The sequence below is a fragment of the Superficieibacter sp. 1612_C1 genome, from assembly GCF_015234305.1.
In the GTDB taxonomy this organism is placed as follows: domain Bacteria; phylum Pseudomonadota; class Gammaproteobacteria; order Enterobacterales; family Enterobacteriaceae; genus Superficieibacter.
This window is the reverse complement of record NZ_JADGMI010000005.1, coordinates 37,798-64,671: the sequence shown is the minus strand read 5'-3', so window position 1 is coordinate 64,671 and position 26,874 is coordinate 37,798. Positions and strand designations below refer to the sequence as shown.

The window sequence follows — 26,874 nt, the reverse complement described above, 5'->3', positions numbered from 1 at the left end:
TTTGTGGCGATGCTACAATGACCGCCGTTGAATGTTAACCCTCTGGAGCCATTTGTGTCCTCTTTACCGGTCGCCGCTGTCCTGCCTGAACTTCTTCGCGCGCTGAAAACCGCGCCGCAGATCCTGTTGAATGCGCCCACCGGCGCGGGTAAGTCGACGTGGCTGCCGCTACAGCTGTTGCAGCAGGGGGAGATTCGCGGGCGCATTCTTCTGCTTGAGCCGCGTCGCCTGGCGGCACGTAACGTTGCACAGCGTCTGGCCGAACTGCTTAATGAAACGCCGGGGCAGACCGTAGGCTACCGGATGCGCGCCGAAAGCTGCGTCGGGCCGCAGACCCGGCTGGAAGTGGTGACGGAGGGAATACTCACCCGTATGATCCAGCGCGATCCCGAGCTTGCTGGCGTGGGGCTGGTGATCCTCGACGAATTTCACGAGCGCAGTTTACAGGCCGATCTGGCGCTGGCGCTGCTGCTTGAGGTCCAGCAGGGGCTGCGCGACGATCTGAAGCTGCTGATTATGTCTGCTACGCTGGATAACGCGCGATTACAGGCGCTGCTGCCCGACGCGCCGGTGATTTCATCTGAGGGGCGCGCGTTTCCGGTCGAGCGACGCTATCAGCCGCTGGCGGCGAATCTGCGCTTTGCCGAGGCGACGGCAGTGGCGGCGGCCGGGCTGTTGCGGGCGGAAACCGGCTCAATGTTACTGTTTCTGCCGGGCGTGGGGGAGATCCTGCGCGTTCAGGAACAGCTGGCGGAACGTGTCTCCAGCGATGTGCTGCTTTGCCCGCTGTACGGCGCGCTGCCGCTCTCAGAACAGCGAAAGGCGATCCTTCCCGCGCCGACGGGTAAACGGAAGGTGGTCCTGGCGACCAATATCGCCGAAACCAGTCTGACTATCGAAGGCATCCGACTGGTGGTGGACTGCGCCCAGGAGCGCGTTGCCCGTTTTGACCCACGTACCGGCCTGACGCGACTCATCACTCAGCGCGTCAGCCAGGCGTCGATGACCCAGCGCGCCGGGCGTGCGGGGCGTCTGGAGCCGGGGATATGCCTGCATCTCATCAGTAAAGAGCAGGCGGATCGCGCGGCGGCGCAGGGGGAGGCGGAGATCCTGCACAGCGATCTGTCCGGCCTGCTGATGGAGCTATTGCAGTGGGGCTGTACGGACGTTGACCAGCTCACATGGCTGGATCGGCCTCCCGCTGTTAACCTCAATGCGGCCCGTGATTTACTCTCGCAACTGGGCGTGCTGGAGGGCGAGCGCCTGACTTTGAGCGGGCAGCGCATGGCGGCGCTCGGTAGCGACCCCCGGCTGGCGGCGATGCTGGTGGCGGCGGAAAATGACGATGGCATTGCCAGCGCGGCCACGCTGGCGGCCATTCTGGAAGAGCCGCCGCGCGGCGGTATCGCCGATATCAACGTCGCCTTCTCACGCCCTCAACCGCACTGGCGGCAGCGCAGCCAACAGTTGTGTAAACGGCTGGGCAGCAAAGGCGGTCAGCCGGATGCCGATCGCCTTGCGCCGCTGCTGGCGAAAGGATTTGCCGACCGGATCGCCCGTCGTCGCGGGCAGGATGGCCGCTATCAACTGGCGAACGGCATGGGTGCGATGCTGGACGCTGATGACGCGATGAACCGCCACGAATGGCTGATAGCGCCGCTGCTGTTGCAGGGCAGCGCCTCGCCAGATGCACGCATTCTGCTGGCGCTGCCGCTGGATATCGATAAATTTATCGCCGACTGTCCGACGCTGTTGCAGCAGTCTGATACGGTGGAGTGGGATGATGCTCAGGGGACGTTGAAGGCGCTGCGACGCACGCAAATCGGTGGGCTGACGCTTAATGTCCGATCGCTGGCGAAACCGTCTGAGGCGGAACTGCATCAGGCGATGCTTAACGGTATCCGCGATAAAGGACTGAATGTATTAAACTGGACGCCGCAGGCAGAACAATTGCGTTTGCGGTTACACTGTGCTGCGATGTGGCTGCCGGAGTACGACTGGCCCGCGGTGGACGACGTCACGCTACTGGCGACGCTGGAGACGTGGCTGCTGCCGGAAATGACCGGCGTGCATTCTCTGCGCGCGTTGAAGGCGCTGAATGTGGCCCAGGCGCTGCGCAACCTGCTGGACTGGTCGACCCGACAACGGCTGGATAGTGAGCTGCCGGAGCATTACACTGTGCCGACGGGAAGCCGGATCGCCATTCGCTATCATGAAGATAATCCCCCGGCGCTGGCGGTGCGGATGCAGGAGATGTTTGGCGAGGCCAGCACGCCGACGATTGCCGGGGGGCGCATTCCTCTGGTTCTTGAACTATTATCTCCCGCTCAGCGTCCGTTGCAGATCACGCGAGATTTAAGCGCGTTCTGGCAGGGCGCGTACCGTGAGGTACAAAAAGAGATGAAGGGGCGCTACCCGAAACACGTCTGGCCTGACGATCCGGCGAATACGGCTCCGACGCGGCGCGTCAAAAAGTACTCGTAGGTGGGGTTAATGCCCGGTGGCGCTGCGCTTACCGGGCCTACAAAATGGGTGGCGTTGAGTTCACCCACCCGGCAAAAACGACATTTGAGAGATTTCTTCTTTTTCCTGCGGGATGAAGAACTGAGAATCAGGCATTGCGCCTGAAATTTGCGGAGAGAAAGCATGGCGGGGAATGACCGCGAACCAATTGGACGCAAAGGAAGACCTGCGCGTCCGGTAAAACAAAAAGTGACTCGCCGTCGGCAGTATGACGACGATTATGAAGACGACGAGGATGACGTGCCGCCACCGCGTAAAACCCGGAGTAAAGGCAACGGCGGCGGCGGACGTAAGCGGCGCGGTAAACGCGGCTGGCTGTGGCTGCTGCTGAAAATATTTATCGTCTTTGTGGTGCTGTTTGCCATTTACGGCGTCTATCTCGATCAGAAGATCCGCAGTCGTATCGACGGTAAAGTCTGGCAACTGCCCGCGGCGGTCTATGGCCGGATGGTTAACCTTGAGCCGGACATGGCCATCAGCAAGAATGAGATGGTCAAGCTGCTGACGGCGACACAGTACCGCCAGGTCACCGCAATGACACGGCCCGGCGAATTTACCGTGCAGGCGAATAGCATTGAGATGATCCGCCGTCCGTTCGACTTCCCGGATAGTAAAGAAGGACAGGTGCGCGCGCGTCTGACCTTTGATGGCGATCACCTTGAAAGCATTGAGAACATGGAGAACCATCGGCAGTTCGGCTTCTTCCGTCTCGATCCGCGCCTGATCACCATGCTTTCGTCGCCAAACGGCGAGCAGCGCCTGTTCGTGGCGCGTAACGGCTTCCCGGATCTGCTGGTGGATACCCTGCTGGCAACCGAAGACCGTCACTTCTACGAGCACGACGGCGTGAGCCTGTATTCCATCGGCCGAGCGGTGCTGGCGAACCTCACCGCCGGGCGCACCGTTCAGGGCGCGAGTACGCTGACGCAACAGCTGGTGAAGAATCTGTTCCTATCCAGTGAGCGCTCCTACGTGCGTAAGGCGAATGAAGCGTACATGGCGCTACTGATGGATGCGCGCTACAGCAAAGATCGCATTCTTGAGCTGTACATGAACGAAGTTTACCTCGGTCAGAGCGGCGACAATGAGATCCGCGGATTCCCGCTGGCGAGCCTGTACTACTTTGGCCGTCCGGTGGAGGAACTGAGTCTCGATCAGCAGGCGTTATTGGTCGGTATGGTGAAGGGCGCGTCGATCTACAATCCGTGGCGTAACCCGAAACTGGCGCTGGAGCGGCGTAACCTGGTGCTGCGTCTGCTTCAACAGCAGAAAATCATCGACCAGGAGCTGTATGACATGCTGAGCGCCCGTCCACTGGGCGTGCAGCCGCGCGGCGGGGTGATTTCGCCGCAGCCAGCCTTTATGCAACTGGTGCGTCAGGAATTGCAGGCGAAGCTGGGCGATAAGGTGAAAGATCTCTCCGGCGTGAAGATCTTTACCACCTTTGACTCGGTTGCCCAGGACGCAGCGGAAAAAGCAGCGACCGAAGGCATTCCGGCGCTGAAGAAGCAGCGTAAGCTTGCCGATCTCGAAACGGCGATGGTCGTCGTGGACCGCTTTAGCGGCGAAGTCCGCGCGATGGTCGGCGGGGCCGAACCTCAGTTCGCGGGTTATAACCGTGCGATGCAGGCGCGCCGTTCGATTGGTTCTCTGGCAAAACCGGCGACCTATCTGACCGCGCTGAGCCAGCCGAACCGCTTCCGTTTGAATACCTGGATTGCGGATGCGCCGCTGGCGCTGCGTCAGCCGAATGGTCAGGTGTGGTCGCCGCAGAACGACGATCATCGCTACAGCGACAGCGGCCAGGTGATGCTGGTGGATGCCCTGACCCGTTCGATGAACGTGCCGACGGTAAACCTGGGGATGACGCTCGGCTTGCCTGCCGTGACAGAGACCTGGAAAAAACTCGGCGTGCCGGAAAATCAGCTGCATCCGGTTCCTGCGATGCTGCTGGGAGCGCTGAACCTGACGCCGGTTGAAGTGGCGCAGGCGTTCCAGACTATCGCCAGCGGCGGCAACCGCGCACCGCTTTCGGCGCTGCGTTCGGTCATTTCTGAAGATGGTAAAGTGCTGTACCAGAGCTTCCCGCAGGCGGAGCGCGCGGTACCGGCGCAGGCAGCGTATATGACGCTGTGGACCATGCAGCAGGTGGTTCAGCGCGGAACCGGTCGTCAACTGGGCGCGAAGTATCCGGGTCTGCATCTGGCGGGTAAAACCGGGACCACCAATAACAACGTCGATACCTGGTTTGCGGGCATCGACGGTCGTGAAGTGGTCATTACCTGGGTAGGACGTGACAATAACCAGCCGACCAAACTCTACGGAGCCAGCGGCGCGATGTCTATTTACCAGCGCTATCTGACGAATCAGTCGCCGATCCCGCTGGTGCTGACGCCGCCAGAAGATGTGGTGGATATGGGCGTGGATGACGGCGGCAACCTGCTCTGTAGCGGCGGTGCGCGCGCGTTGCCGGTCTGGACGTCCGATCCGAACGCGCTTTGCCAGCAGAGCGAAATGCTGCAACAGCAGCAACAGGGCAATCCGTTCGACCAGTCGTCGCAGCCGCAACAGCAGCAGCCACAGCAGCAACAACAGCAGCCGCCTCAGCAGGAGAAAAAAGAGAGCGACGGCGTTGCAGGCTGGATCAAGGATATGTTCGGCAGTAACTGAGCCGTAATGCGTAAAAGCCCCCGATTGAAAACCTCAATCGGGGGCTTTTTTATGTCTTACAGGCGCATCCGTTAGCCACACCACTCATCTGGTTATTTATTATCCCCTTAGTTTTAGCAGGGGCGCATATCGCTTGCTATGCGTTCAACGTTTCGAATATTATGCTGCCGTCATAATAATAATTCTCGTTTACGTTATCATTCACTTTCCATCAGAGATATACCAATGGCGCGTCATAAAACTGCTCAGCCAAACTCCTCGCTGCGTAAAATCGCAGTTATGGTAGCCACAGCGGTTAGCGGCATGTCTGTTTATGCACAGGCGGCGGTTGAACCGAAAAAAGAAGAAACCATTACCGTAACCGCAGCGCCTGCCGCGCAGGAAAGCGCGTGGGGTCCGGCGGCGACCATCGCCGCGAAGCACTCGGCGACCGCTACTAAAACTGATACGCCGATCGAAAAAACGCCGCAGTCTGTTTCTGTCGTAACCAGCGAAGAGATGGAAATGCACCAGTTTCAGTCAGTGAAAGAAGCGCTGGGCTATACGCCTGGTGTGACGGTCAGCAGCCGTGGCGCATCCAATACCTATGACTTCGTGATCATCCGTGGTTTTTCCTCGGTTGGCCTGAACCAGAATAACTACCTTGACGGCCTGAAGTTGCAGGGCAACTTCTATAACGATGCGGTGATCGACCCGTACATGCTCGAACGCGTTGAGTTGATGCGCGGACCGACCTCCGTGCTTTACGGTAAAAGCAACCCTGGCGGCATTATCTCGATGGTCAGCAAACGCCCGACCACTGAGCCGCTGAAAGAGGTGCAGTTCCAGGTGGGAACAGACAGTTTGTTTCAGACCGGCTTTGATTTCAGCGACGCGCTGGATGATGATGGCGTGTACTCTTACCGCCTGACCGGGGTGGCCCATTCGGCCAATGGGCAGCAGCAAAGCTCGGAATCACAGCGCTATGCCATCGCGCCGTCGTTCTCATGGCGACCGGATGAAAAAACGAACTTCACTTTCCTGTCCTATTTCCAGAACGAGCCGGAAACCGGTTATTACGGCTGGCTGCCAAAGGAAGGGACGGTCGAACCCCTCCCTAACGGAAAGCGTTTACCGACTGATTTTAACGAAGGCGCGTCGAACAACACCTATTCCCGCAATGAGAAAATGGTGGGTTACAGCTTCGAACATGGCTTTGACGACACCTTCACCGTGCGCCAGAACCTGCGTTTTGCTGAAATGAAAACCTCGCAGAAAAGCGCCTACGGCACGGGGATCGCGGCGGATGGTCATACCCTGAACCGCGGGACGGTGGTGGATGATGAACGTCTGCAAAACTTCAGCGTCGATACCCAGCTGGAAAGCAAATTCGCCACCGGCGCGGTCGATCACACGTTGTTGACTGGTGTGGATTTTATGCGCATGCGCAATGATATTGACGCCACCTTCGGCAGCGCGCCGTCCATCGATCTTTATAACGATTACAGCCCGCAATATTTTGCTTTCGGCGGTACCGAACCGTATCAGATGAACGAAAGCAAGCAGACCGGGATTTACGTGCAGGATCAGGCGGAGTGGGATAAGTGGGTGCTGACGCTTGGCGGTCGCTACGACTGGTCTCAGCAGGCGACCACGGTACGCCAGAACTCCACCACGCCGACTGAAGGCTACATTGAACGTAACGACCATCAGTTCACCTGGCGCGGCGGTATTAACTACCTGTTTGATAACGGGATCACGCCGTACTTCAGCTACAGCCAGTCATTCGAGCCGAGCGCCTTCGATCTGTGGAGCGTGCCGCGTGTTTCCTACGAGCCGTCAAAAGGCGAGCAGTATGAAGCGGGCGTGAAATACGTACCGAAAGACATGCCGGTCGTCGTTACCGGTGCGCTGTATCAGCTGACCAAAACCAACAACCTGACTGCCGATCCGAATAATCCGCTGGGACAAGTTCCGGCCGGTGAAATTCGCGCGCGCGGCGTGGAGCTGGAAGCCAAAGCGGCGCTGAATGCCAATATTAATATGACCGCGTCATATACCTATACCGATGCGGAATATACCAAAGATACCTCGCTGAAAGGCCATACCCCGGAGCAGGTGCCTAAGCATATGGCGTCGCTGTGGGGCGATTATACCTTCAACGAAGGGGCGCTCTCCGGCCTGACGTTGGGTACTGGCGGTCGCTTTATCGGCTCCAGCTATGGCGATCCGGCAAATACCTTCAAAGTCGGCAGCGCCGCCGTGATGGATGCGGTGGTGAAATACGATCTGGGTCGCTTCGGCATGGCGGGTTCCAGCGTGGCGGTTAACGTCAACAACGTGCTGGATCGTGAATATGTCGCCAGCTGCTTCCAGACTTACGGCTGTTTCTGGGGCGCAGAGCGTCAGGTGGTTGCCACCGCGACTTTCCGCTTCTAATTCTCTCTCAGGGCACGTTTCGGCGTGCCCTTTTTCATTTTCAAGTTGGCCAACATGCAGGAAAAAAACACCCAACCCGATACCACGTTCGCGCTTTCCGACGTCACCTTCCGCGTGCCGGGGCGCACGCTGCTGCATCCGCTGTCGATGACGTTCCCGGTGGGAAAAGTGACCGGGCTTATCGGCCACAACGGCTCCGGTAAATCCACGCTGCTTAAAATGCTCGGACGCCATCAGCCGCCGTCGGAAGGGGATATTCTGCTTGATGGTCAGCCGCTGATGAGCTGGAACAGCAAAGCGTTTGCCCGCAAGGTGGCGTATCTGCCGCAGCAACTGCCGCAGGCGGAGGGGATGACGGTCCGCGAGCTGGTGGCGATTGGTCGCTATCCGTGGCACGGTGCGCTGGGACGATTTGGTGTGGCCGACAGAGAGAAAGTCGACGAGGCGATTACGCTGGTAGGGTTAAAACCGCTGGCGCACCGGCTGGTGGATAGCCTTTCCGGCGGCGAGCGCCAGCGGGCGTGGATCGCCATGCTGGTGGCGCAGGACAGCCGCTGCCTGCTGCTTGACGAGCCAACCTCCGCGCTGGATATCGCCCACCAGGTCGACGTGCTGGCGCTGGTCCATCGTCTGAGCCAGCAGCGCGGGTTAACGGTGATTGCCGTGCTGCATGATATCAATATGGCCGCCCGCTACTGCGATTATCTGGTTGCCCTGCGCGGCGGCGAGATGATTGCTCAGGGTACGCCGGAAACCTTGATGCGCAGCGAAACGCTGGAGCAGATTTACGGCATCCCGATGGGAATTCTGCCGCATCCGGCTGGCGCGGCCCCGGTAAGTTTTGTTTACTGATGGCGATGATAACTTCAATGACGCGTCGGCGTTTGCTGACGGCGATGGCGCTCTCGCCGCTGATGTGGCAGATGGGCAAGGCCCGCGCGGCCTCATACGATCCGCATCGCATTGTGGCGCTGGAGTGGCTACCCGTGGAGTTTCTGCTGGCGCTGGGCGTGATGCCCTACGGCGTGGCGGACGTGCAAAACTACAATTTGTGGGTGAACGATCCTTCCTTACCGTCTTCCGTCATCGACGTGGGATTGCGTACTGAGCCAAACCTTGAACTGCTGGCGCAGATGAAACCCTCCTTCCTCGTCTGGTCAGCGGGCTATGGTCCGTCGGACGCGCAACTGGCGAAAATCGCGCCGGGCAGGGGATTCACCTTCAGCGATGGCAAAAAGCCGCTGACCAAAGCGCGCGGCTCTTTGATTGAGATGGCGCAGCTTATTGGCCGGGAAGCCGAAGCGGAAAAACATCTTGCTGATTTCGATGGTTTTATTGATTCGCTGGCCCCGCGCTTTGCGCAGCGCGGCGATCGCCCGTTACTGATGATCACCGTAATGGACGTGCGTCACGTGCTGGTGTTTGGGCAAAACTGCCTGTTTCAGGAAGTGCTCGATCGTTACGGCATTAAAAACGCCTGGCACGGCGAATCAACGTTCTGGGGCAGTACGCCGATCGGCGTGGATCGTCTCGCCGCGTTTCGCGATGTCGATGTGTTGTGCTTCGACCACGGCAATGATGCCGAGATGCAGCAGCTTGCTGCGACGCCGCTGTGGCAGTCGATGCCGTTTGTGCGCAACGGACGCTTTCAGCGCGTGCCGGCGGTCTGGTTCTACGGCGCGACCCTCTCTGCGATGCATTTCGCCCGCGTGCTGGATCGCGCGCTGGGAGGCAAGGCATGAGACAACGGATTGCCCCATTACCCGCCGCGCTGCTGCTTCTGCTGTTTATTAGCGCGCTGGCGCTGACGGTATTTAACTTCACCCAGGCGCTGCCGCGCGCGCAGTGGCATGAGGCGTTGTGGCAACCGAATATTGATGTGGTGGAGCAGATGCTGTTCCACTATAGCCTGCTGCCGCGTCTGGCGATTTCGCTACTGGTCGGTGCCGGGCTGGGGCTGGTCGGCGTGCTGTTCCAGCAGGTGCTGCGTAACCCGCTGGCCGAACCGACGACGCTCGGCGTGGCGACCGGGGCGCAGTTAGGAATGACCATTACCTCGCTGTGGGCGATCCCCGGCGTGCTGGTGTCACAATTTGCCGCGCTGGCAGGGGCCTGTATTGTCGGCGCGCTGGTGTTTGGCGTGGCGTGGGGAAAACGGCTGTCTCCGGTCACGCTGATCCTGGCGGGGCTGGTGGTCAGCCTGTACTGCGGGGCGATTAATCAGCTGCTGGTTATTTTCCATCACGATCAGCTTCAGAGCATGTTTCTGTGGAGCACCGGCACGCTCACCCAGACCGACTGGAGCATTGTCCAGCGGTTGTGGCCGCAGTTGATCGGCGGGGTAATGCTCACCCTGCTGCTGCTGCGTCCGCTGACGTTAATGGGGCTGGATGACGGCGTGGCGCGTAATCTTGGTCTGGCGCTGTCGCTGGCGCGACTGGCGGCGCTCACGCTGGCTATTGTCCTGAGCGCCTTGCTGGTCAACGCGGTAGGCATTATTGGTTTTATCGGCCTGTTTGCGCCGCTACTGGCAAAAATGCTTGGCGCGCGTCGCCTGCTTTCCCGCCTGCTGCTGGCTCCGCTGATTGGCGCGTTGATCCTCTGGCTATCCGACCAGCTCATCATCTGGCTGACGCGGGTATGGATGGAAGTCTCTACCGGCTCGGTGACGGCGTTGATCGGCGCGCCACTGCTGCTATGGCTGCTGCCACGGCTGCGCAGCATGAGCGCGCCAGCGATGAACGCCGGGGATACGATTTCCGCCGAACGTCAGCATGTGCTGCGCTATGCCATCATCGGGCTGATGGTGTTACTGCTGGCCGTTTTCGCGGCGCTCTCCTTTGGTCGTGATGCGCAGGGCTGGCAGTGGGCCAGCGGCGACATGCTCAGCGAGCTGATGCAGTGGCGCTGGCCGCGCATTCTGGCGGCGCTGTTCGCCGGGATCCTGCTGGCGGTGGCGGGCTGTATTATCCAGCGTCTGACCGGTAACCCGATGGCCAGCCCGGAAGTGCTGGGGATCAGTTCCGGCGCGGCGTTTGGCATTGTGCTGATGCTGTTTCTGGTACCGGGCAATGCCTTTGGCTGGCTGCTCCCCGCCGGAAGCCTGGGCGCGGCGGGCACGCTGCTGATCATTATGATTGCCGCCGGGCGCGGTGGCTTCTCGCCGCACCGGATGCTGCTGGCCGGGATGGCACTGAGCACGGCCTTTACCATGCTGCTGATGATGTTACAGGCGAGCGGCGATCCGCGCATGGCGCAGATCCTGACGTGGATTTCCGGCTCGACCTATAACGCCACGGAGCGGCAGGCGGTGCAGACCTTTGTGATGATGGTCATTCTGCTGGCGCTGGTGCCGTTGTGCAGCCGCTGGCTCACTATTCTGCCGCTGGGCGGCGACACCGCCCGCGCCGTGGGCGTGGCGCTGACGCCGTCGCGCATTGCGCTGTTGCTGCTGGCATCCGCCTTAACCGCTACCGCTACGCTGACCATTGGGCCGCTGAGCTTTATTGGCCTGATGGCTCCGCATATCGCCAGAATGATGGGGTTCCGCCGCACAATACCGCATATCGTCATTTCGGCACTGGTAGGGGGACTGATTCTGGTGTTTGCCGACTGGTGTGGGCGTATGGTGATGTTCCCGTTCCAGATCCCGGCGGGGCTGCTGTCGACCTTTATTGGCGCACCGTATTTTGTCTATTTGCTGAGGAAGCAGAGCCGGTAGTCATTGCGTCTGGCACGCGTTGCTCCCCCTCACCCCAACCCTCTCCCTCAAGGAAGAGGGGCAGCCTGAGCGCGTGGCGAGTGCAGAGGATAGTGGGGGGGTTAGAGGGCTGGGGTGAGGGGACAGTCCAGGTATGCAGTTGTAGGCCCGGTAAGCGCAGCGCCACCGGGCATGAAGGGCTAGAGCTTCGCAAACACCCGACGCGCGGCGTCAATGGTGTTATTGATATCTTCCTCACTGTGCGCCACGGACATAAAGCCTGCCTCAAACGCCGATGGAGCCAGATATACTCCTTCCTCCAGCATCAGATGGAAGAATCGTTTAAAGCGCTCCACATCGCACGCCACTACATCCTGATAGCAGGTCACCGTTTCTGCATCGGTGAAGAAAATACCGAACATTCCGCCGACATGGTTCACCACCAGTGGAATACCCGCTTCCTGCGCCGCGTCCAGCAGGCCGCTGGCCAACTGTGTGGTTAGCGCATCCAGCGTTTCATGAATGCCCGGCTTAGCCACTTCGGTCAGACAGGCATAGCCTGCGGCCATCGCAATCGGGTTGCCGGAGAGGGTGCCCGCCTGGTAGACCGGTCCGGTAGGAGCCAGCGCGTCCATCACTTCACGACGTCCCCCAAACGCGCCCACCGGCATTCCGCCGCCGATGATCTTGCCCAGACAGGTCAGATCAGGTACGACATTGTAGTACGCCTGCGCGCCCGCCAGCGCGACGCGGAAACCGGTCATCACTTCATCGATAATCAGCAGCGCGCCAAATTCGTCACACAATGAACGCAGGCCCGGCAGGAATTCCGGCAGCGGTGGCACACAGTTCATATTGCCCGCCACCGGCTCGACGATAATACAGGCAACCTCCTGCGGATACTGCTCGAACGCCTCGCGCACGGAAGCCAGATCGTTATAGGTACAGGTCAGGGTATGTTTAGCAAAATCTGCCGGAACGCCTGGCGAGTTCGGCTGACCGAGGGTCAGCGCGCCGGAGCCTGCTTTCACCAGCAGGCAGTCCGCGTGACCGTGATAGCAGCCCTCGAACTTGATGATTTTATCGCGACCGGTGAAGCCACGCGCCAGACGAATGGCGCTCATCGTTGCTTCGGTGCCGGAGTTTACCATCCGCACCATGTCCATCGTCGGCACCAGTTCAGTCACCAGTTCGGCCATTTTGACTTCCATCGCGGTCGGTGCGCCGAAACTTAAGCCGCGCTGCGTGGCTTCAATCACCGCGTTACGGATCGCCGGATGGTTATGCCCCAGCACCATCGGCCCCCAGGAGCCGACATAGTCGACATAGGCCTTGCCATCGACATCGTACAGCCAGGCACCGTCTGCACGTTCAACGAACAGCGGCGTGCCGCCGACGCCGGTAAAGGCGCGAACGGGGGAGTTAACGCCACCAGGGATCACCTGGCGCGCGGCGCTGTAAAGGTTTTCAGAATTGCTCATGGCGTGGTTCCTGGTTTATCGAAAAAGTAGTCCACTCCATTCTAAAGTATTCCAGGAACGTTATGAAAGTTTTGCCCAATTGAAACAACATTTTTTATGAGGGATTTTTAAAGAACAGGCGGGTACAATGCCGTTCCGGAATGCATTTTTACCCATAAATGATTAACGATGAATGTTGAAACTCCTTCTCTTACAAACCGGCAGGCGGGCCGCTTAAGGCGTGGCAGGCAGATCCGTCGGCTATTACGGCGTGACAAAACGCCGTTAGCCGTTTTACTGCTGGCGGCCCTGGTCGGTACGCTGGCCGGGCTGGTCGGTGTGGGCTTTGAAAAAGCCGTTGATGGCGTGCAGGCGCTACGTGTGGGGATGCTTGCCGACACCGCCCGCCACGGTTTTTGGATTTGGCCGCTGGCGTTTGTCTCGTCAGCCCTGCTGGCGATGGTGGGCTATTTTCTGGTGCGTCGTTTTGCGCCGGAAGCGGGTGGCTCAGGCATCCCGGAGATCGAAGGTGCGCTGGAGGAGCTTCGTCCGGTACGCTGGTGGCGGGTGCTGCCGGTTAAATTTATCGGCGGGATGGGGACACTGGGCGCGGGGATGGTGCTGGGACGCGAAGGACCGACCGTGCAGCTCGGCGGTAACGTTGGTCGAATGGTCTTAGATATTTTTCGTCTGCGCAGCGGCGAAGCGCGTCACACGTTGCTGGCGACCGGGGCGGCGGCGGGGCTTTCCGCCGCATTCAACGCGCCGCTGGCAGGAATACTTTTTATTCTTGAAGAGATGCGCCCGCAGTTCCGCTATAGCCTGATCTCGATTAAAGCGGTGTTTACCGGGGTGATTATGTCGAGCATCGTCTTTCGCCTGTTTAACGGCGAGGGGGCGGTCATTGAAGTCGGTAAACTGAGCAACGCGCCGGTCAATACCCTGTGGCTGTATTTAATTCTGGGGATGATTTTTGGTCTCGTTGGCCCACTATTCAATACCCTGGTGCTACGCATGCAGGATCTGTTTCAGCGCGTCCACGGCGGCAATATCAAAAAATGGGTATTGCTGGGCGGGCTGATTGGCGGCATGTGCGGCTTGATTGGCCTGATCGATCCTGAAGCGACGGGCGGCGGCTTCTCCCTGATCCCGCTGGCGCTGGCGGGGCATTACACGGTTGGTTTGCTGCTGGTGATTTTTATCACCCGCGTCGTCACCACGCTATTGTGTTTCTGTTCCGGCGCGCCCGGCGGTATTTTTGCACCGATGCTGGCGCTGGGCACTCTACTGGGCACCGCGTTCGGCATGACGGCGGCCGGTATTTTCCCGGCGTATCATCTGGACGCGGGCACTTTTGCGATTGCCGGAATGGGCGCGCTATTGGCCGCTTCCGTGCGCGCACCGTTAACCGGAACCGTACTGGTGCTGGAGATGACCGATAATTACCAGCTCATTTTGCCAATGATTATCACCTGTCTTGGCGCAACACTACTGGCCCAGTTTGTCGGCGGCAAACCGTTGTACTCCACCATCCTTGCCCGGACGCTGGCAAAGCAGGAAGCTGAGCAGTCTATGCGGCCTTTGGGCGAGAATACTTGAATGAATTACCAGGGTATTAGATAATGCCCATCATGGTTGGGTTAATATTTGCCCAATTAGCAATGTCGTTGGGAGCAAAAAATGAGTGATGACGTAGCGCTGCCCCTGCAATTTACCGATGCAGCAGCCAGCAAAGTAAAAAACCTGATTGCCGATGAAGATAACCCGAATCTGAAATTGCGCGTCTATATCACCGGCGGTGGTTGCAGCGGCTTTCAGTACGGTTTTACCTTTGACGATCAAATCAATGATGGCGATATGACCATTGAGAAGCAGGGCGTGGGCCTGGTGGTTGATCCAATGAGCCTACAGTACCTCGTCGGCGGTTCGGTTGATTATACCGAAGGGCTGGAAGGGTCCCGCTTCATTGTCACCAACCCGAATGCCAAAAGCACCTGCGGCTGCGGATCGTCGTTCAGCGTTTGATTTTTTCTACCTCGTCTGACAAAGACGATGGGACTACAGTGCCCGGTAAACCATTCCGGGCACTACGCCTCAACAAAACCTTCCCCGGCCAGGTTAATCCAGCGCAAACGTCGGCAGTTTCAGATGCCAGCGGATCGCCGCCAGGCGAATGACCAGCGTGACCACCATCCCCATCATACTTGCACTTTCCAGCGGTACACTGAAGGTATAAAACGCCGTCGCGTGAACGATGCCGCCAGCAATGCAGGCCGTGGCATAGATTTCGGTGCGTAAGATCATCGGGATTTCCCGTGCCAGCACGTCGCGAATGATCCCGCCGCCGATGCCGGTGAGCACGCCCATACAGACCGCTATCAGCGGACCAGTTTCGGCAAGAAAGGCTTTGTTGACGCCAATGCCGACAAACACCGCCAGACCAACGGCATCCAGCACCGGTAATATCCATTTGGGCAGACGCCTGGGCTGACGAACCAGCAGGATGGTCAGCATGCTGGTGACCATCGCCACCACCAGATCGGTAGGATCTTTTACCCAAAATACCGGGCCGTGAGCCAGCGCCATATCGCGGATCGTCCCGCCGCCGACGGCGGTGACCACGCCCAGCACCAGCACGCCGAACGGATCCATGCGTAATTTTCCTGCCAGCAGTACGCCGGAGATAGCGAAGACGGCAGTGCCAATGATATCAAGCCAGTAGACCAGCATGCTTATTTTACCTGTGAGAGCGCGTCGCAGAGTTGTTTTGCGGCGAGGATAATACGCGGGCTTGCGCGCTCAAACCAGTCGCCGTTCAGGGAAATGACCGGGATAGTAAGCTGGTTTTGCCAGAACTGGCTGATTTTCGGAATAACGCCCGCATCACCGGTGGTAATAATGACCTGTGGCTGGCGGGCCAGCACCTGCTCACGGCTAACCTGCGGCCACGGCACGCGGCTGTCAGCAAAAATATTTTCCCCGCCGCAGGTTTCCAGCACCTCATTCTGAATCGAATTCTTATTGCTGGTAAACAACGGCGTCATGCCAAACTGGAGAAATACCCGTTTTTTGGGCCGCTGTGCATAGTGGGATTTGAGCGTCTGGTAGTCATCAAGCAGCGTCTTCGCCGCCTGACGGGCTTTGTCCGGCGCAGGACTCCAGGCCGCTAACTGGCGCAGCGCGTCAGCGATCTGTTCGATGCTATTACTGTCTACCCACACCACGTTGATCCCGAGGGCCGTAAGCTGATTCACCTGACGTTCAGCGTTGCCGCCGCGCCAGGCCAGCACCACGTCAGGTTTGAGGGCGACGATACGCTCCAGATTCATCCCCTGCCAGGTGGCAACCTGCTCAATGCGGGCGGCCTCCGGGGGATAGTCGGAATAGCTGCTGACGCCGACCGGCACGATCCCGGCGGCAAATGCCAGTTCGGTATTGGCAGGCGAGAGCGAGATCACTCGCGGCGCGGCAAAAAGCCACGCCGGAACCAGCAACAGCAGGACTGCTGCTCTGAGCAGGACGTTAGCCACGCGCCAGTTTCTGCACCAGGGTTTCAACCATCAGGGTAGACTGCTTCGCCGCCACCACCAGGAATTCATCAAAGCTCAGGTGGGACTGCTGATCCGCCACGTCGGAGATGGCGCGCACCACCACAAACGGCGTGCCGAAGTTATGGCAAACGTGGGCAATCGCGGTAGCTTCCATCTCAACCGCAACGACCTGCGGGAAGTGATGACGAATTTTTGCCAGCGGGACGGAGCCGTTGATAAAGGCATCGCCGCTGACGACCAGGCCGCGAACCGCGTTGAGGTTGAGTTCAACGATGCAGGCTTCGGCGGCATCAATTAACTTCTGATCGGCCTGAAAACCTGCCGGACAACCCGGAAGCTGGCCGTACTCGTAGCCAAACGCGGTGACGTCGGCATCGTGATAGCGTACTTCGTTAGAGACCACGATATCGCCCACTTTCAGCGTCGCGGCCAGACCGCCTGCCGAGCCGGTATTAATAATCACGTCAGGTTTGCAGTGCTCCAGCAGCAGGGTGGTGCCCAGCGCCGCAGCGACTTTACCGATACCTGATTTCAGCAGTGCAACATCGGTGCCGTGGAGCTGACCGGTATAAATTTCGCAGCCGCCTGACGTCAGGGTCTGGCGATTAACGATTTTGTCACGCAGCAGCGTAACTTCTTCTTCCATTGCACCAATAATGCCAATTTTCATTGATTTACTCGCGATATGTCAGGTTTAAAGGCATAGTCTATCATGCGGGTAAGGGGAAGCGCATTTCTCGCGCGGGAGAGAATATGGCACACATCGATTTCCGTAAAAAAATTAACTGGCATCGTCGCTACCGTTCGCCCACCGGGGAGAAGAACGAGCATGAGATCCTGCGTATTTTTGAAAGCGATCGCGGACGCATTATTAATTCGGCGGCAATCCGCCGTTTGCAACAGAAAACGCAGGTATTCCCGCTGGAGCGCAACGCGGCGGTACGCACCCGGCTGACGCACTCGATGGAGGTTCAGCAGGTCGGGCGCTACATCGCCAAAGAGGTATTAAGCCGCCTGAAAGAGCAGCGCCTGCTTGAGACGTATGGCCTCGATGAACTGACCGGCCCCTTTGAGAGCATCGTCGAGATGGCCTGCCTGATGCATGACATCGGCAATCCGCCGTTCGGCCATTTTGGCGAGGCGGCGATCAATGACTGGTTTAGTCAACGTCTGGCACCTGCGGACGCCGCCAGTCAGCCGCTGAGTAACGATCGCTGTCAGGTGGTCGCGCTCCGTTTACGCGAAGGCGAGGATGCGCTGAACGACCAGCGCCGCAAAGTGCGTCAGGATCTCTGCCATTTTGAAGGCAACGCGCAGGGGATCCGCCTGGTACAGGCGCTGATGCGTATGAATCTGACCTGGGCGCAGGTGGGCTGTATTCTTAAATATACCCGCCCGGCGTGGTGGGCAGACGATATTCCCCCCTCACACGATTACCTGATGAAAAAGCCGGGCTACTATCTTTCCGAAGAGGCCTATATTGAGCGACTGCGTCAGGAGCTTGAGCTGGCTCCGTTTAGTCGTTTCCCGCTGACATGGATTATGGAAGCGGCAGACGATATCTCTTATTGCGTTGCTGACCTGGAAGACGCCGTTGAAAAACGTATTTTCACCGTCGAACAGCTTTATCAACATTTGCACGACGCCTGGGGCGAGCATGAAAAAGGATCGCTGTTTGCGCTGGTGGTCGAAAATGCATGGGAGAAATCGCGCTCTAATTCGCTGAGCCGCAGCGCGGAAGATCAGTTCTTTATGTATTTGCGGGTCAATACGCTCAACAAACTGGTGCCTTACGCCGCCTCGCGGTTTATTGAAAATCTGCCGCAGATTTTTGACGGCGAGTTTAATCACGCTCTGCTGGAGGACGATAGCGCCTTTAGCCAGCTGCTTGAGCTATATAAAAACGTCGCGGTCCAGCACGTATTTAGCCACCCTGACGTCGAACAGCTGGAATTGCAGGGCTATCGCGTTATTCGCGGCCTGCTGGAGATTTACCAGCCGCTGTTACAATTACCGTTAACCGATTTTAGCGAACTGGTAGAAAAAGAGCGCCTGCGCAGGTTGCCGATTGAATCGCGGCTGTTTAATAAACTCTCGACCCGTCATCGGCTGGCCTATGTGGAGGCCGTTAATAAAATCGCACGTGATTCCAGCGAGTTTCCGGTGATGGAATATTATTACCGCTGTCGTCTGATTCAGGACTATATCAGCGGGATGACCGATTTGTATGCATGGGATGAATACCGCCGGCTGATGGCCGTGGAATAAGCGCTAAGATTTGTAAAGATGGACAATAAATTTTTACTTTTTCCAGTAACTTAATTCCGGAACTTAGCGTTATAAAGTGAATCTTAGCATCACACATAGCGACTTGCGTTATCTGATATTGAGACGGAAAAAAAGATGAAAAAGACCACATTAGCAATGAGCGCACTGGCATTAAGTTTAAGTCTGGCATTATCTCCTTTAGCCGCAAACGCAGCGGAAACCGCCTCGTCCACGGAGACTGCACAGCAGATGCCAAGCCTGGCTCCTATGCTTGAAAAAGTCATGCCTTCGGTGGTGAGTATTAACGTTGAGGGTAGCACCAGCGTCAATACGCCGCGTATGCCGAAAAACTTCCAGCAGTTCTTTGGCGATAACTCGCCTTTCTGTCAGGAGGGTTCCCCGTTCCAGAGCTCACCGTTCTGTCAGGGCGGCGGCGAGGGCGGTAATGGCGGTAGTCAGCAGCAGAAATTTATGGCGCTGGGCTCCGGGGTGATTATTGATGCGGCCAAAGGCTATGTCGTCACCAACAACCACGTTGTCGAGAATGCGACCACCATCAAAGTCCAGCTGAGCGACGGGCGCAAGCTTGACGCCAAAATGGTCGGCAAAGATCCGCGCTCTGATATCGCGCTGATCCAGATTCAGGATCCGAAAAACCTGACGGCGATTAAGATTGCCGACTCCGACGCCCTGCGCGTAGGGGATTATACCGTCGCCATCGGTAACCCTTTTGGCCTGGGCGAAACGGTAACTTCCGGGATTGTCTCCGCGCTGGGTCGTAGCGGACTGAATGCCGAGAACTACGAAAACTTTATCCAGACCGATGCGGCGATTAACCGCGGTAACTCCGGCGGCGCGCTGGTGAACCTGAACGGTGAGCTGATCGGCATTAACACGGCGATCCTCGCCCCGGACGGTGGCAACATTGGCATCGGCTTTGCTATCCCGAGTAATATGGTGAAAAGCCTGACGGCACAGATGGTCGAGTACGGCCAGGTGCGCCGCGGTGAACTGGGCATTATGGGCACCGAGCTGAGCTCTGAGCTGGCAAAAGCGATGAAAGTCGATGCCCAGCGTGGCGCGTTCGTCAGCCAGGTGATGCCGAATTCAGCGGCGGCGAAAGCGGGCATAAAAGCCGGTGACGTGATCACTTCGCTTAACGGCAAGCCGATCAGCAGCTTCGCCGCGATGCGCGCCCAGGTTGGCACCATGCCGATTGGCAGCAAAGTCACCCTCGGCCTGCTGCGCGATGGCAAACCAGTTAATGTCAACGTGGAGTTGCAGCAGAGCAGCCAGAACCAAGTTGATTCCAGCACCATTTTCAGCGGTATTGAAGGTGCTGAGATGAGCAATAAAGGCCAGGATAAAGGCGTGGTGGTGAGCAGCGTGAAAGCGAATTCTCCGGCGGCGCAAATCGGTCTGAAGAAAGGCGACGTGATCGTTGGCGCAAACCAGCAATCGGTGAAAAATATTGCCGAGCTGCGTAAGATCCTCGATGCGAAACCGGGCGTGCTGGCACTGAATATCCAGCGCGGCGATACCTCTATCTACCTGCTGATGCAGTAATTTCCCCGCCCCTCCTCCTGGTGGAGGAGGGCGTTTTTACCCGCAATTTGTGACCCTTCCCACAACTCCATACTTCTCCACTCTGCTTTGTGCATATGCACAATGCGGCACCCTGCTATCTTCCTTATGCTGGAGCACTGCTTACGGGAGGAAACATGGCTGGCTGGCATCTTGATACCAAAATGGCACAGGATATCGTGGCGCGCACGATGCGCATCATTGATACCAATATCAACGTAATGGATGCCCGTGGACGCATTATCGGCAGCGGCGATCGCGAGCGAGTTGGTGAATTGCACGAAGGTGCGCTGCTGGTGCTGTCTCAGGGTCGGGTCGTGGATATTGACGATGCCGTGGCGCGGCACCTGCACGGCGTGCGCCAGGGGATCAATCTGCCGTTGCGACTGGAAGGGGAAATCGTCGGTGTCATCGGTCTGACGGGCGAGCCGGAGACGCTGCGTAAATATGGCGAGCTGGTGTGCATGACCGCGGAGATGATGCTTGAGCAATCGCGCCTGATGCACCTGCTCGCCCAGGATAGCCGTCTGCGTGAAGAGCTGGTGATGAACCTTATCCAGGCGGAAGAGCATACGCCGGCGCTCACCGAGTGGGCGCAGCGTCTGGGTATCGATCTTAATCAGCCGCGCGTGGTCGCCGTACTGGAGGTGGATAGCGGTCAGCTTGGCGTCGATAGCGCGATGGCGGAACTCCAGCAGTTGCAGAGCGCGTTAACCACGCCCGAGCGCAATAACCTGATCGCAATTGTCTCACTGACCGAGATGGTGGTATTAAAACCGGCGCTGAATCCGTTTGGCCGCTGGGATGCGGAAGATCATCGCAAGCGCGTGGAACAGCTTATTTCCCGGATGAAAGAGAACGGCCAGTTGCGTTTTCGCGTGGCCTTAGGCAACTATTTTACTGGTCCGGGCAGCATCGCCCGTTCTTATCGTACCGCGCGTACCACGATGATGGTCGGCAAGCAGCGGATGCCGGAAAGCCGCAGCTATTTTTATCAGGATTTGATGCTGCCGGTGCTGCTCGATAGCCTGCGCGGCGGCTGGCAGGCCAACGAGCTGGCGCGCCCGCTCACCCGGCTTAAAGCGATGGATAATAACGGTCTGCTGCGGCGTACGTTGCAGGCGTGGTTCCGCCATAACGTACAGCCGCTGGCGACGTCAAAAGCCTTGTTTATTCATCGTAATACGCTGGAGTACCGGCTGAACCGTATTTCAGAGCTGACCGGGCTGGACCTGGGGAATTTCGATGACAGGCTGCTGCTGTATGTAGCGCTACAACTGGATGAGCAGCATTAAAACGTTATACCGTGGAATTATGCCTGGCGGCGCTTCGCTTGCACAGGCCTACGGGTTGCGAATAACAGATTGATATTGATGATTTTTGTAGGCCGGGTAAGGCGAAGCCGCCACCCGGCAAAGCGACGCATGCAATAGAAAACAGGTTTGTCATCAACCTCAAGCACCCGCCGGGAGGCGGGTGCTTGCTTTACAGACGCTCTAAACCCTGCGCCGTCACGCGCCAGCTCACGCTGTTTGCTTGCGGCCAGGTTTCACCGTTTCGCGGGTTAGCGATAAGCGAGCGGCGTCCCGCTTCGGCGTGAAAGACTTCAACAATATAATTCTCTTCCAGCGCCGCGGTATCCATATAGTCACCGAGTTCAGAGGTGCCTTTAATCGCCTGGCGGGCGACAACGGAACCTCGCGTATTGTAGACGTTGACCGTCGCATACACGGTGCTGAACGCGCTGTGCGGAACGCCAGCGTGCGCGCTGAAGGTGAACTGTTTACCGCCGATGTCCAGCGCCATGCTGGCAAAACAGACGTCGTTATCGCCGAGCAGATCCCAGACAAAGCGATCGCCATACAGTGCGGTCTCATCTTTCGCATCTTCCTGCGCCGGTAACGCCGTCTGCTGCTCTTCCAGTCCGAACGGCGTGATGGACCAGAGGTTAGTTCTCTTCACCGGGACCAGCGTGTTTTGCGTGAAGTTAAACACGCTGACTCTGAACGGTTCGTCATGGAAGATATCGATCGCGAAGCCTTCCTCCAGCGCAATATGTTCAGTTTGCGCCTGATAGTTTTCCACGCCCTGATACTGGCGGTGATAGAGTGCTTCCCCTGCCGCGTTTCTGACGTCGATGCTGGCATAGGTTGCGCCAGGCAGATAATACGCATGGGGCTGGCCCGCACGGGTCTGCACCACCATCTCCCGTTTCGCATTATCGATGGCGATTTGACAGAATTCGTTATTTTTCAATCCCTGTAGTTTTAGCGTAACGCTTTTACCCGTTAACGCGCCGGGTACGCTGTTATCAGCAGGAAGCACATCGCTATACTCCTTTAGCAGCGATTGACGTTCTGCGTCAGGAAAGTTTTGCAGCATCAGCCAAAGGTCATTTTTGCGCGCGGAATAGCGCATATTCTGCAAAGAGGGGAGGTCCCGCAGCGCCTGCGCATGGCGTACAAAAACAGTCCTGAGATCGTCTACAGGGCGATTGTTAAGGACAAAGTTATAAAGACCTTCCCTGTCGATACGCAGTAGTTGATTTGTCTGCTGCGCAACCAGCGTTAAGCAGCCTGGCGCGGCCTTCAGGCGGCCCGGTTCAGCGTGGTAAACGGAAAGATGGTAATTCTCTTTTAAAGGGATCTGGATCTTTCCTGTCGCGCAGTTAGTGCCGCTCATATCGCGCTTCAGCAATTGTTCGCCGCTGTCAGAAAATACGGTCACGCTGGCGTAGCGCTGGCTGGCAAAATAGAGATGCGGCGTGGCGCTAAAAATATCCAGCGTCAGCGTCTGGTTTTCATAATCTACGCACAGGCTGGCGAAAGGCGTGTTGTCATAGCCCTGAAAATGCAGGGTTTGGTTACGCAGAGCGGTATCCGCCAGCGGGGTATAGTTCACCGTCACGGCGTTCGCGCCTTCGCGGACCGTCACGAAGGTGGCATCGATGCGGTATTTCTGCGAGCGGCCCTGGGGGAGATCAAGCTGATAAACGCCCACAGGAAGATCGCTGAAGGAGATCTGTTTATCGACGATGGTCGCGGTGAAAGATTGTCCGCCGTTATCGCGCAGGGTCAGCGTCTGCCCATAAACCTGCTCAGGGCGATCGATATTTAACGTGAGCGCCAGTTTGCCTTTTTTCCCCAGTATCGCCAGTTGCTGGTTATCCACCAGCCAGACGAAGGAGTCCAGGTTCAGACGCTGACGCGCGCTTTCCCACTCGCTTTCCGCCAGCAGGTCAAAGAGCGGCCAGACGGGTTTTGCCGCTGCCACCTTTTCAAAGGTAAACGCGTCGGGCTTAAGGCCGCAAAAAATCATAAACGGCGTCATATCGTACCCGGTCTCAGAGGCGATAGCGCTGGCCAGTAAATCAGTCAGATGATGCTCAGTGGCCAGGAAGCCTTCACTGTTGGCCAGCTCCCGATACTGTTGGTTAAAGGCGCTGAATGCCGGCGTGTTGGCCTTGAAAAGCATCATCATCAGCAATAGCAGACGGGTGCGTCCCCCCCATTGCGCCACCGGAAGGTGATTTCTGACATTGGTGATAAATTTCATCTCCTCCGCAGGTTGTTGGCCGTAGTTATAAAGCCAGCCGTCAGTATAAAGCCGGTTATTGACGCTTAAGGTAGCCTGCTGAAAATACGCCGCGTAAATGTTATTCCACACTTCGCCGACGGGAATTTCGGTGTCCTTCATAAATTTACCCTGATAGCCGTGGGCAATTTCATGGAGGATGGTCCATTGGGTAGTGATATTATCAATCCATCCCTGGCTGACCGTTGATGAGGTTTGTGCGCACCACCAGGGTAAATAATAGGCCGAGCCGACGCCATGTTTGTCAGCTTTAATAAAATAACTGTTGTGGACATTTTTATTCAGCGGTGAAGCGGGGTTGTCGCTTAATCCGGCCCATTCATTATAGGCGCTAAAAATATCCGTATAGAATGCCTGTAAAGTCGCCAGACCGGTTTTCTGTAGGTTATCCCGGTCAGCCTGCGGAAGCAGGAAGCAGACCACGTCGGCGTCTACCAGCGCAAACGGCGAGGCGTTCTGCTGCCAGTGGCTAAAGAAGTCGCTCTCGGACTGCCCCTTGCTCCAGTACGGCAGAGGTTTAATGGTCTGCGGCAGCTCATAGAGCACGGTAAATTCACCGGGCTGGTCCGTATAAAGGGTATCAACAAACGGTACGGTGTCTACCGTGGCGCTGATAGTCTGCCAGCTGGCGCTTAAGGTAATCGTTTTTTCAACCTGCGAGTCGTCGCACAGCAAACGGAATGTCGCTTTGCCTTTTGTAATATCCGCCTGACGCACGCGCAGTGAAGTATTCGCGGGTAATATAAATCCCAGCGGCTGACGATCCTGCGCTCTTCCTTTTTCAAATCCTGCATTATCCAGCCAGGGCGCAGCCTGAAGGGTATAGCAGCGTTGTGTTATTTCCTGAGTCATTTCGTGTTCCTCCTGTATAGGGCTCGATGAAAATACAGGAGCGGTAACGCTTTGATAATACAAGGCGCTATCGGATGAGATGAAATGAGAAAACAGGAGCGAGAATGAAATGATGAAAATAAATCATCCTGAAAAAATGATAATATTGATGAGACGTGATTATTTTAGCGAGTTTTGGCGTGGGAATAATAACGGGCCAGTTGTGGCCCGTTATTGTTATTTATTGCGCGTTAATTTTTCCAGGTCGGATTCAATCTCGGTGATTTTGTTGGCGACCACGCTTTCCAGGTGGCGCAGATCGTCGAGGATCTTGCGCTTCAGATCGACATCGCTGCGATCCCGCTGGCAGATCTGGTCGAGTTCATCGATTACATAACGCAGGTTAGGGCTGATCTCCTGCACCTCTTTGTAACCCTGTCCCACGCCGTCCGCGATCACGGTTTTGCGCTGGCGGGGGTACTTAAATTTCACGCTTTTGGCGAAAAATTCGCCTTTGTCCTTTTGAAAATAGATTTTCAGGATATCGTTGTTGGCTTCCTGCCGGAGGCTGTAACGATCAATTTCATCAGGATTCGTAATGCCCAGACTTTTCAGATTGTCGTACATAGCGGTACCTCAAAGAGAAACAGTGGATTTTGCTCATTTTGTCATTAAGCATATCTGCTTTTACACTATCCGGCTCGCCGGAAAGGGATTTTTCTCCTGAATGTTAAGCTGATCTATATTGGCTAAGGTTGACAACCAGCCATCCGTGAATATCGGGGCGACCACCGGGTTGGGCCTCCCTCCGGGAACCCAATCCCGGCGTTTCCCCTGATAACCCATGTTTGTCCAGCCTGAGCCGATCTACATCAGCTCCAGTATCGTCACTTCCGGGCGGCAATTGACGCGCAAACCGTATAAATTACCGACGCCGCGCGAAGTGTAGATGTGCCGTTTGCCGAACGCATTGAGTCCGGCGACGTAACGGGCGATCGTGATTGCCATAGCAGGCAAAGGTGGGCGCGCAGGCGGCAAGCGGTGCCAGCACCTTGCTGTACGCAGGAAAATCGAGTGGCATATCAAAGGTGACGTAGTCGCCGCCCAGCAGAATCAGATCGGGCTTTTCGGCCAGGCCCAGCGCAATAGCTTGCGATATCATCGCTAAAGAGACGTAGTGGGAGTAATGAAGATCGGTAAGAAACAACACCTTAAGCGGCGTATCGGTGGATGGTTCCGGGAAAAAGCGGATGCGGGGATGGGTGACTTCAAAGCGCGTCGGTTCGTAGTAGTGCGCATAACTGATGCCGGTTCCGCCGGCCAGCCCAGCGGCCGCGCCCAGTAAAAGGTTTCTTCGTGAAATCATTTTCAACCCATTACGTGCCGGAATAGCCGGGAACATCATGTCCCCGGCTTATCGCGCTTAGTCGATGGTACGCAGCAGTTCGTTGATGCCTACCTTGCCACGCGTTTTAGCGTCAACTTTCTTCACGATCACCGCACAGTACAGGCTGTATTTGCCATCTTTCGACGGCAGGTTGCCGGAGACGACAACGGAGCCTGCCGGGACGCGGCCATAATGTACTTCGCCGGTTTCGCGATCGTAAATACGGGTGCTCTGACCAATATAAACGCCCATGGAAATCACGGAGCCTTCTTCCACGATCACGCCTTCCACGACTTCAGAACGCGCGCCGATAAAGCAGTTATCTTCAATAATCGTTGGGTTGGCCTGTAATGGCTCCAGGACGCCACCGATACCAACGCCACCGGACAGATGGACGTTTTTACCAATCTGGGCGCAGGAGCCGACGGTGGCCCAGGTATCAACCATCGTACCTTCATCGACGTAAGCACCGATGTTGACATAGGAGGGCATCAGCACGGTATTGCGGGCAATGAATGCACCCTGACGCACGGCGGCTGGCGGCACGACGCGGAAGCCCTCTTTCTGAAAGCGCGCCTGGTCGTAATCGGCAAATTTCATCGGCACTTTATCGAAGTAGCGGCTTTCCGCACCGTCGATAACCTGGTTATCGTTAATACGGAAAGAGAGCAGGACCGCTTTCTTCAACCACTGATGAGTGATCCACTGGCCGTCGATTTTTTCTGCAACACGCAGCGCGCCGGAATCCAGCAGGGATATCACCTGATTAACCGCTTCGCGGGTAACGGTATCCACATTCGTTGGCGTAATGTCGGCGCGACGTTCAAAAGCGGTCTCAATAACGTTCTGTAACTGCTGCATTGTTAAACTCTTTCCATATAAATAAAC

18 protein-coding genes and 1 pseudogene are annotated in these 26,874 nt (G+C 57.2%); 11 read left to right on the top strand and 8 right to left on the bottom strand.

The annotated features are described in order from the left end of the window. Positions 1 to 54 precede the first annotated feature (54 nt). The 6 genes from hrpB (at position 55) to fhuB (ending at position 11,332) form a co-directional block, all read left to right on the top strand. A complete protein-coding gene (gene hrpB / locus INT84_RS17100) occupies positions 55 to 2,484 on the top strand; it encodes an ATP-dependent helicase HrpB (RefSeq protein ID WP_194207765.1) in 2,430 nt (809 codons plus the stop codon). A 162-nt stretch (positions 2,485 to 2,646) separates the two neighbouring features. After that, the gene (gene mrcB, locus INT84_RS17095; RefSeq protein ID WP_194207764.1) at positions 2,647 to 5,193 is read left to right on the top strand and encodes a bifunctional glycosyl transferase/transpeptidase; all 2,547 of its coding nucleotides are present in this window, start codon (positions 2,647 to 2,649) and stop codon (positions 5,191 to 5,193) included. Between the two features lie 225 nt (positions 5,194 to 5,418). Further along, positions 5,419 to 7,611: a ferrichrome porin FhuA gene (gene fhuA, locus INT84_RS17090; protein WP_194207763.1), complete on the top strand. Its 2,193-nt coding sequence runs from the start codon at positions 5,419 to 5,421 to the stop codon at positions 7,609 to 7,611. 54 nt (positions 7,612 to 7,665) lie between these two features. Beyond that, positions 7,666 to 8,463, top strand: a complete 798-nt coding sequence (gene fhuC, locus INT84_RS17085; protein ID WP_194207762.1) for a Fe3+-hydroxamate ABC transporter ATP-binding protein FhuC — start codon at positions 7,666 to 7,668, stop codon at positions 8,461 to 8,463. 5 nt (positions 8,464 to 8,468) lie between these two features. After that, positions 8,469 to 9,353 (top strand): Fe(3+)-hydroxamate ABC transporter substrate-binding protein FhuD, encoded by an 885-nt coding sequence (fhuD, locus tag INT84_RS17080; protein WP_370529685.1) that lies wholly within the window; start codon positions 8,469 to 8,471, stop codon positions 9,351 to 9,353. After that, positions 9,350 to 11,332: a Fe(3+)-hydroxamate ABC transporter permease FhuB gene (gene fhuB, locus INT84_RS17075; protein ID WP_194207760.1), complete on the top strand. Its 1,983-nt coding sequence runs from the start codon at positions 9,350 to 9,352 to the stop codon at positions 11,330 to 11,332. Before fhuD ends, fhuB begins: the two co-directional genes overlap by 4 nt. 179 nt (positions 11,333 to 11,511) lie before the next feature. Here fhuB and hemL read toward each other — a convergent pair whose 3' ends face one another. Then, positions 11,512 to 12,792: a glutamate-1-semialdehyde 2,1-aminomutase gene (gene hemL / locus INT84_RS17070; protein WP_194207759.1), complete on the bottom strand. Its 1,281-nt coding sequence runs from the start codon at positions 12,790 to 12,792 to the stop codon at positions 11,512 to 11,514. A 168-nt stretch (positions 12,793 to 12,960) separates the two neighbouring features. Between hemL and clcA the strand changes: the two genes are divergently transcribed. Beyond that, entirely contained in the window at positions 12,961 to 14,370 is a 1,410-nt protein-coding gene (gene clcA, locus INT84_RS17065; protein WP_194207758.1) for a H(+)/Cl(-) exchange transporter ClcA, read from the top strand. Positions 14,371 to 14,451: 81 nt separating this feature from the next. Next, complete coding sequence (gene erpA, locus INT84_RS17060; RefSeq protein WP_097162931.1) at positions 14,452 to 14,796, top strand: iron-sulfur cluster insertion protein ErpA; 345 nt, start codon at positions 14,452 to 14,454, stop codon at positions 14,794 to 14,796. Positions 14,797 to 14,889: 93 nt separating this feature from the next. Here the strand turns inward: erpA and INT84_RS17055 are convergent, their stop codons facing one another. Genes INT84_RS17055 through mtnN form a run of 3 tightly spaced genes read right to left on the bottom strand, consistent with a single transcriptional unit; the run spans position 14,890 to position 16,992 of the window. Next, the gene (locus INT84_RS17055) at positions 14,890 to 15,501 is read right to left on the bottom strand and encodes a TRIC cation channel family protein (protein ID WP_194207757.1); all 612 of its coding nucleotides are present in this window, start codon (positions 15,499 to 15,501) and stop codon (positions 14,890 to 14,892) included. Between the two features lie 2 nt (positions 15,502 to 15,503). Further along, on the bottom strand, positions 15,504 to 16,301 hold the full coding sequence (gene btuF, locus INT84_RS17050; RefSeq protein WP_194207756.1) for a vitamin B12 ABC transporter substrate-binding protein BtuF: 798 nt from the start codon (positions 16,299 to 16,301) through the stop codon (positions 15,504 to 15,506). Then, positions 16,294 to 16,992 (bottom strand): 5'-methylthioadenosine/S-adenosylhomocysteine nucleosidase, encoded by a 699-nt coding sequence (gene mtnN / locus INT84_RS17045; protein ID WP_194207755.1) that lies wholly within the window; start codon positions 16,990 to 16,992, stop codon positions 16,294 to 16,296. The genes btuF and mtnN overlap by 8 nt, the downstream gene beginning before the upstream one ends. A gap of 83 nt (positions 16,993 to 17,075) precedes the next feature. On the opposite strand from mtnN, the gene dgt reads away from it, so the two are divergent. The 3 genes from dgt (at position 17,076) to cdaR (ending at position 21,469) form a co-directional block, all read left to right on the top strand. Continuing rightward, on the top strand, positions 17,076 to 18,590 hold the full coding sequence (gene dgt / locus INT84_RS17040; protein WP_194207754.1) for a dGTPase: 1,515 nt from the start codon (positions 17,076 to 17,078) through the stop codon (positions 18,588 to 18,590). 135 nt (positions 18,591 to 18,725) lie between these two features. Further along, positions 18,726 to 20,156: a serine endoprotease DegP gene (gene degP / locus INT84_RS17035; RefSeq protein WP_176919770.1), complete on the top strand. Its 1,431-nt coding sequence runs from the start codon at positions 18,726 to 18,728 to the stop codon at positions 20,154 to 20,156. 155 nt (positions 20,157 to 20,311) lie between these two features. Next, entirely contained in the window at positions 20,312 to 21,469 is a 1,158-nt protein-coding gene (gene cdaR, locus INT84_RS17030; protein ID WP_176919769.1) for a DNA-binding transcriptional regulator CdaR, read from the top strand. A gap of 190 nt (positions 21,470 to 21,659) precedes the next feature. Here the strand turns inward: cdaR and INT84_RS17025 are convergent, their stop codons facing one another. The 4 genes and pseudogenes from INT84_RS17025 to dapD form a co-directional block, all read right to left on the bottom strand. Then, positions 21,660 to 24,620: a putative mucin/carbohydrate-binding domain-containing protein gene (locus INT84_RS17025; protein ID WP_194207753.1), complete on the bottom strand. Its 2,961-nt coding sequence runs from the start codon at positions 24,618 to 24,620 to the stop codon at positions 21,660 to 21,662. A gap of 216 nt (positions 24,621 to 24,836) precedes the next feature. Next, on the bottom strand, positions 24,837 to 25,226 hold the full coding sequence (locus INT84_RS17020) for a DUF3461 family protein (protein ID WP_194207752.1): 390 nt from the start codon (positions 25,224 to 25,226) through the stop codon (positions 24,837 to 24,839). A 240-nt stretch (positions 25,227 to 25,466) separates the two neighbouring features. Further along, positions 25,467 to 25,965, bottom strand: a pseudogene (locus tag INT84_RS17015) (metallophosphoesterase). A 57-nt stretch (positions 25,966 to 26,022) separates the two neighbouring features. Beyond that, the gene (dapD, locus tag INT84_RS17010; RefSeq protein ID WP_176919765.1) at positions 26,023 to 26,847 is read right to left on the bottom strand and encodes a 2,3,4,5-tetrahydropyridine-2,6-dicarboxylate N-succinyltransferase; all 825 of its coding nucleotides are present in this window, start codon (positions 26,845 to 26,847) and stop codon (positions 26,023 to 26,025) included. Positions 26,848 to 26,874 lie beyond the last annotated feature (27 nt).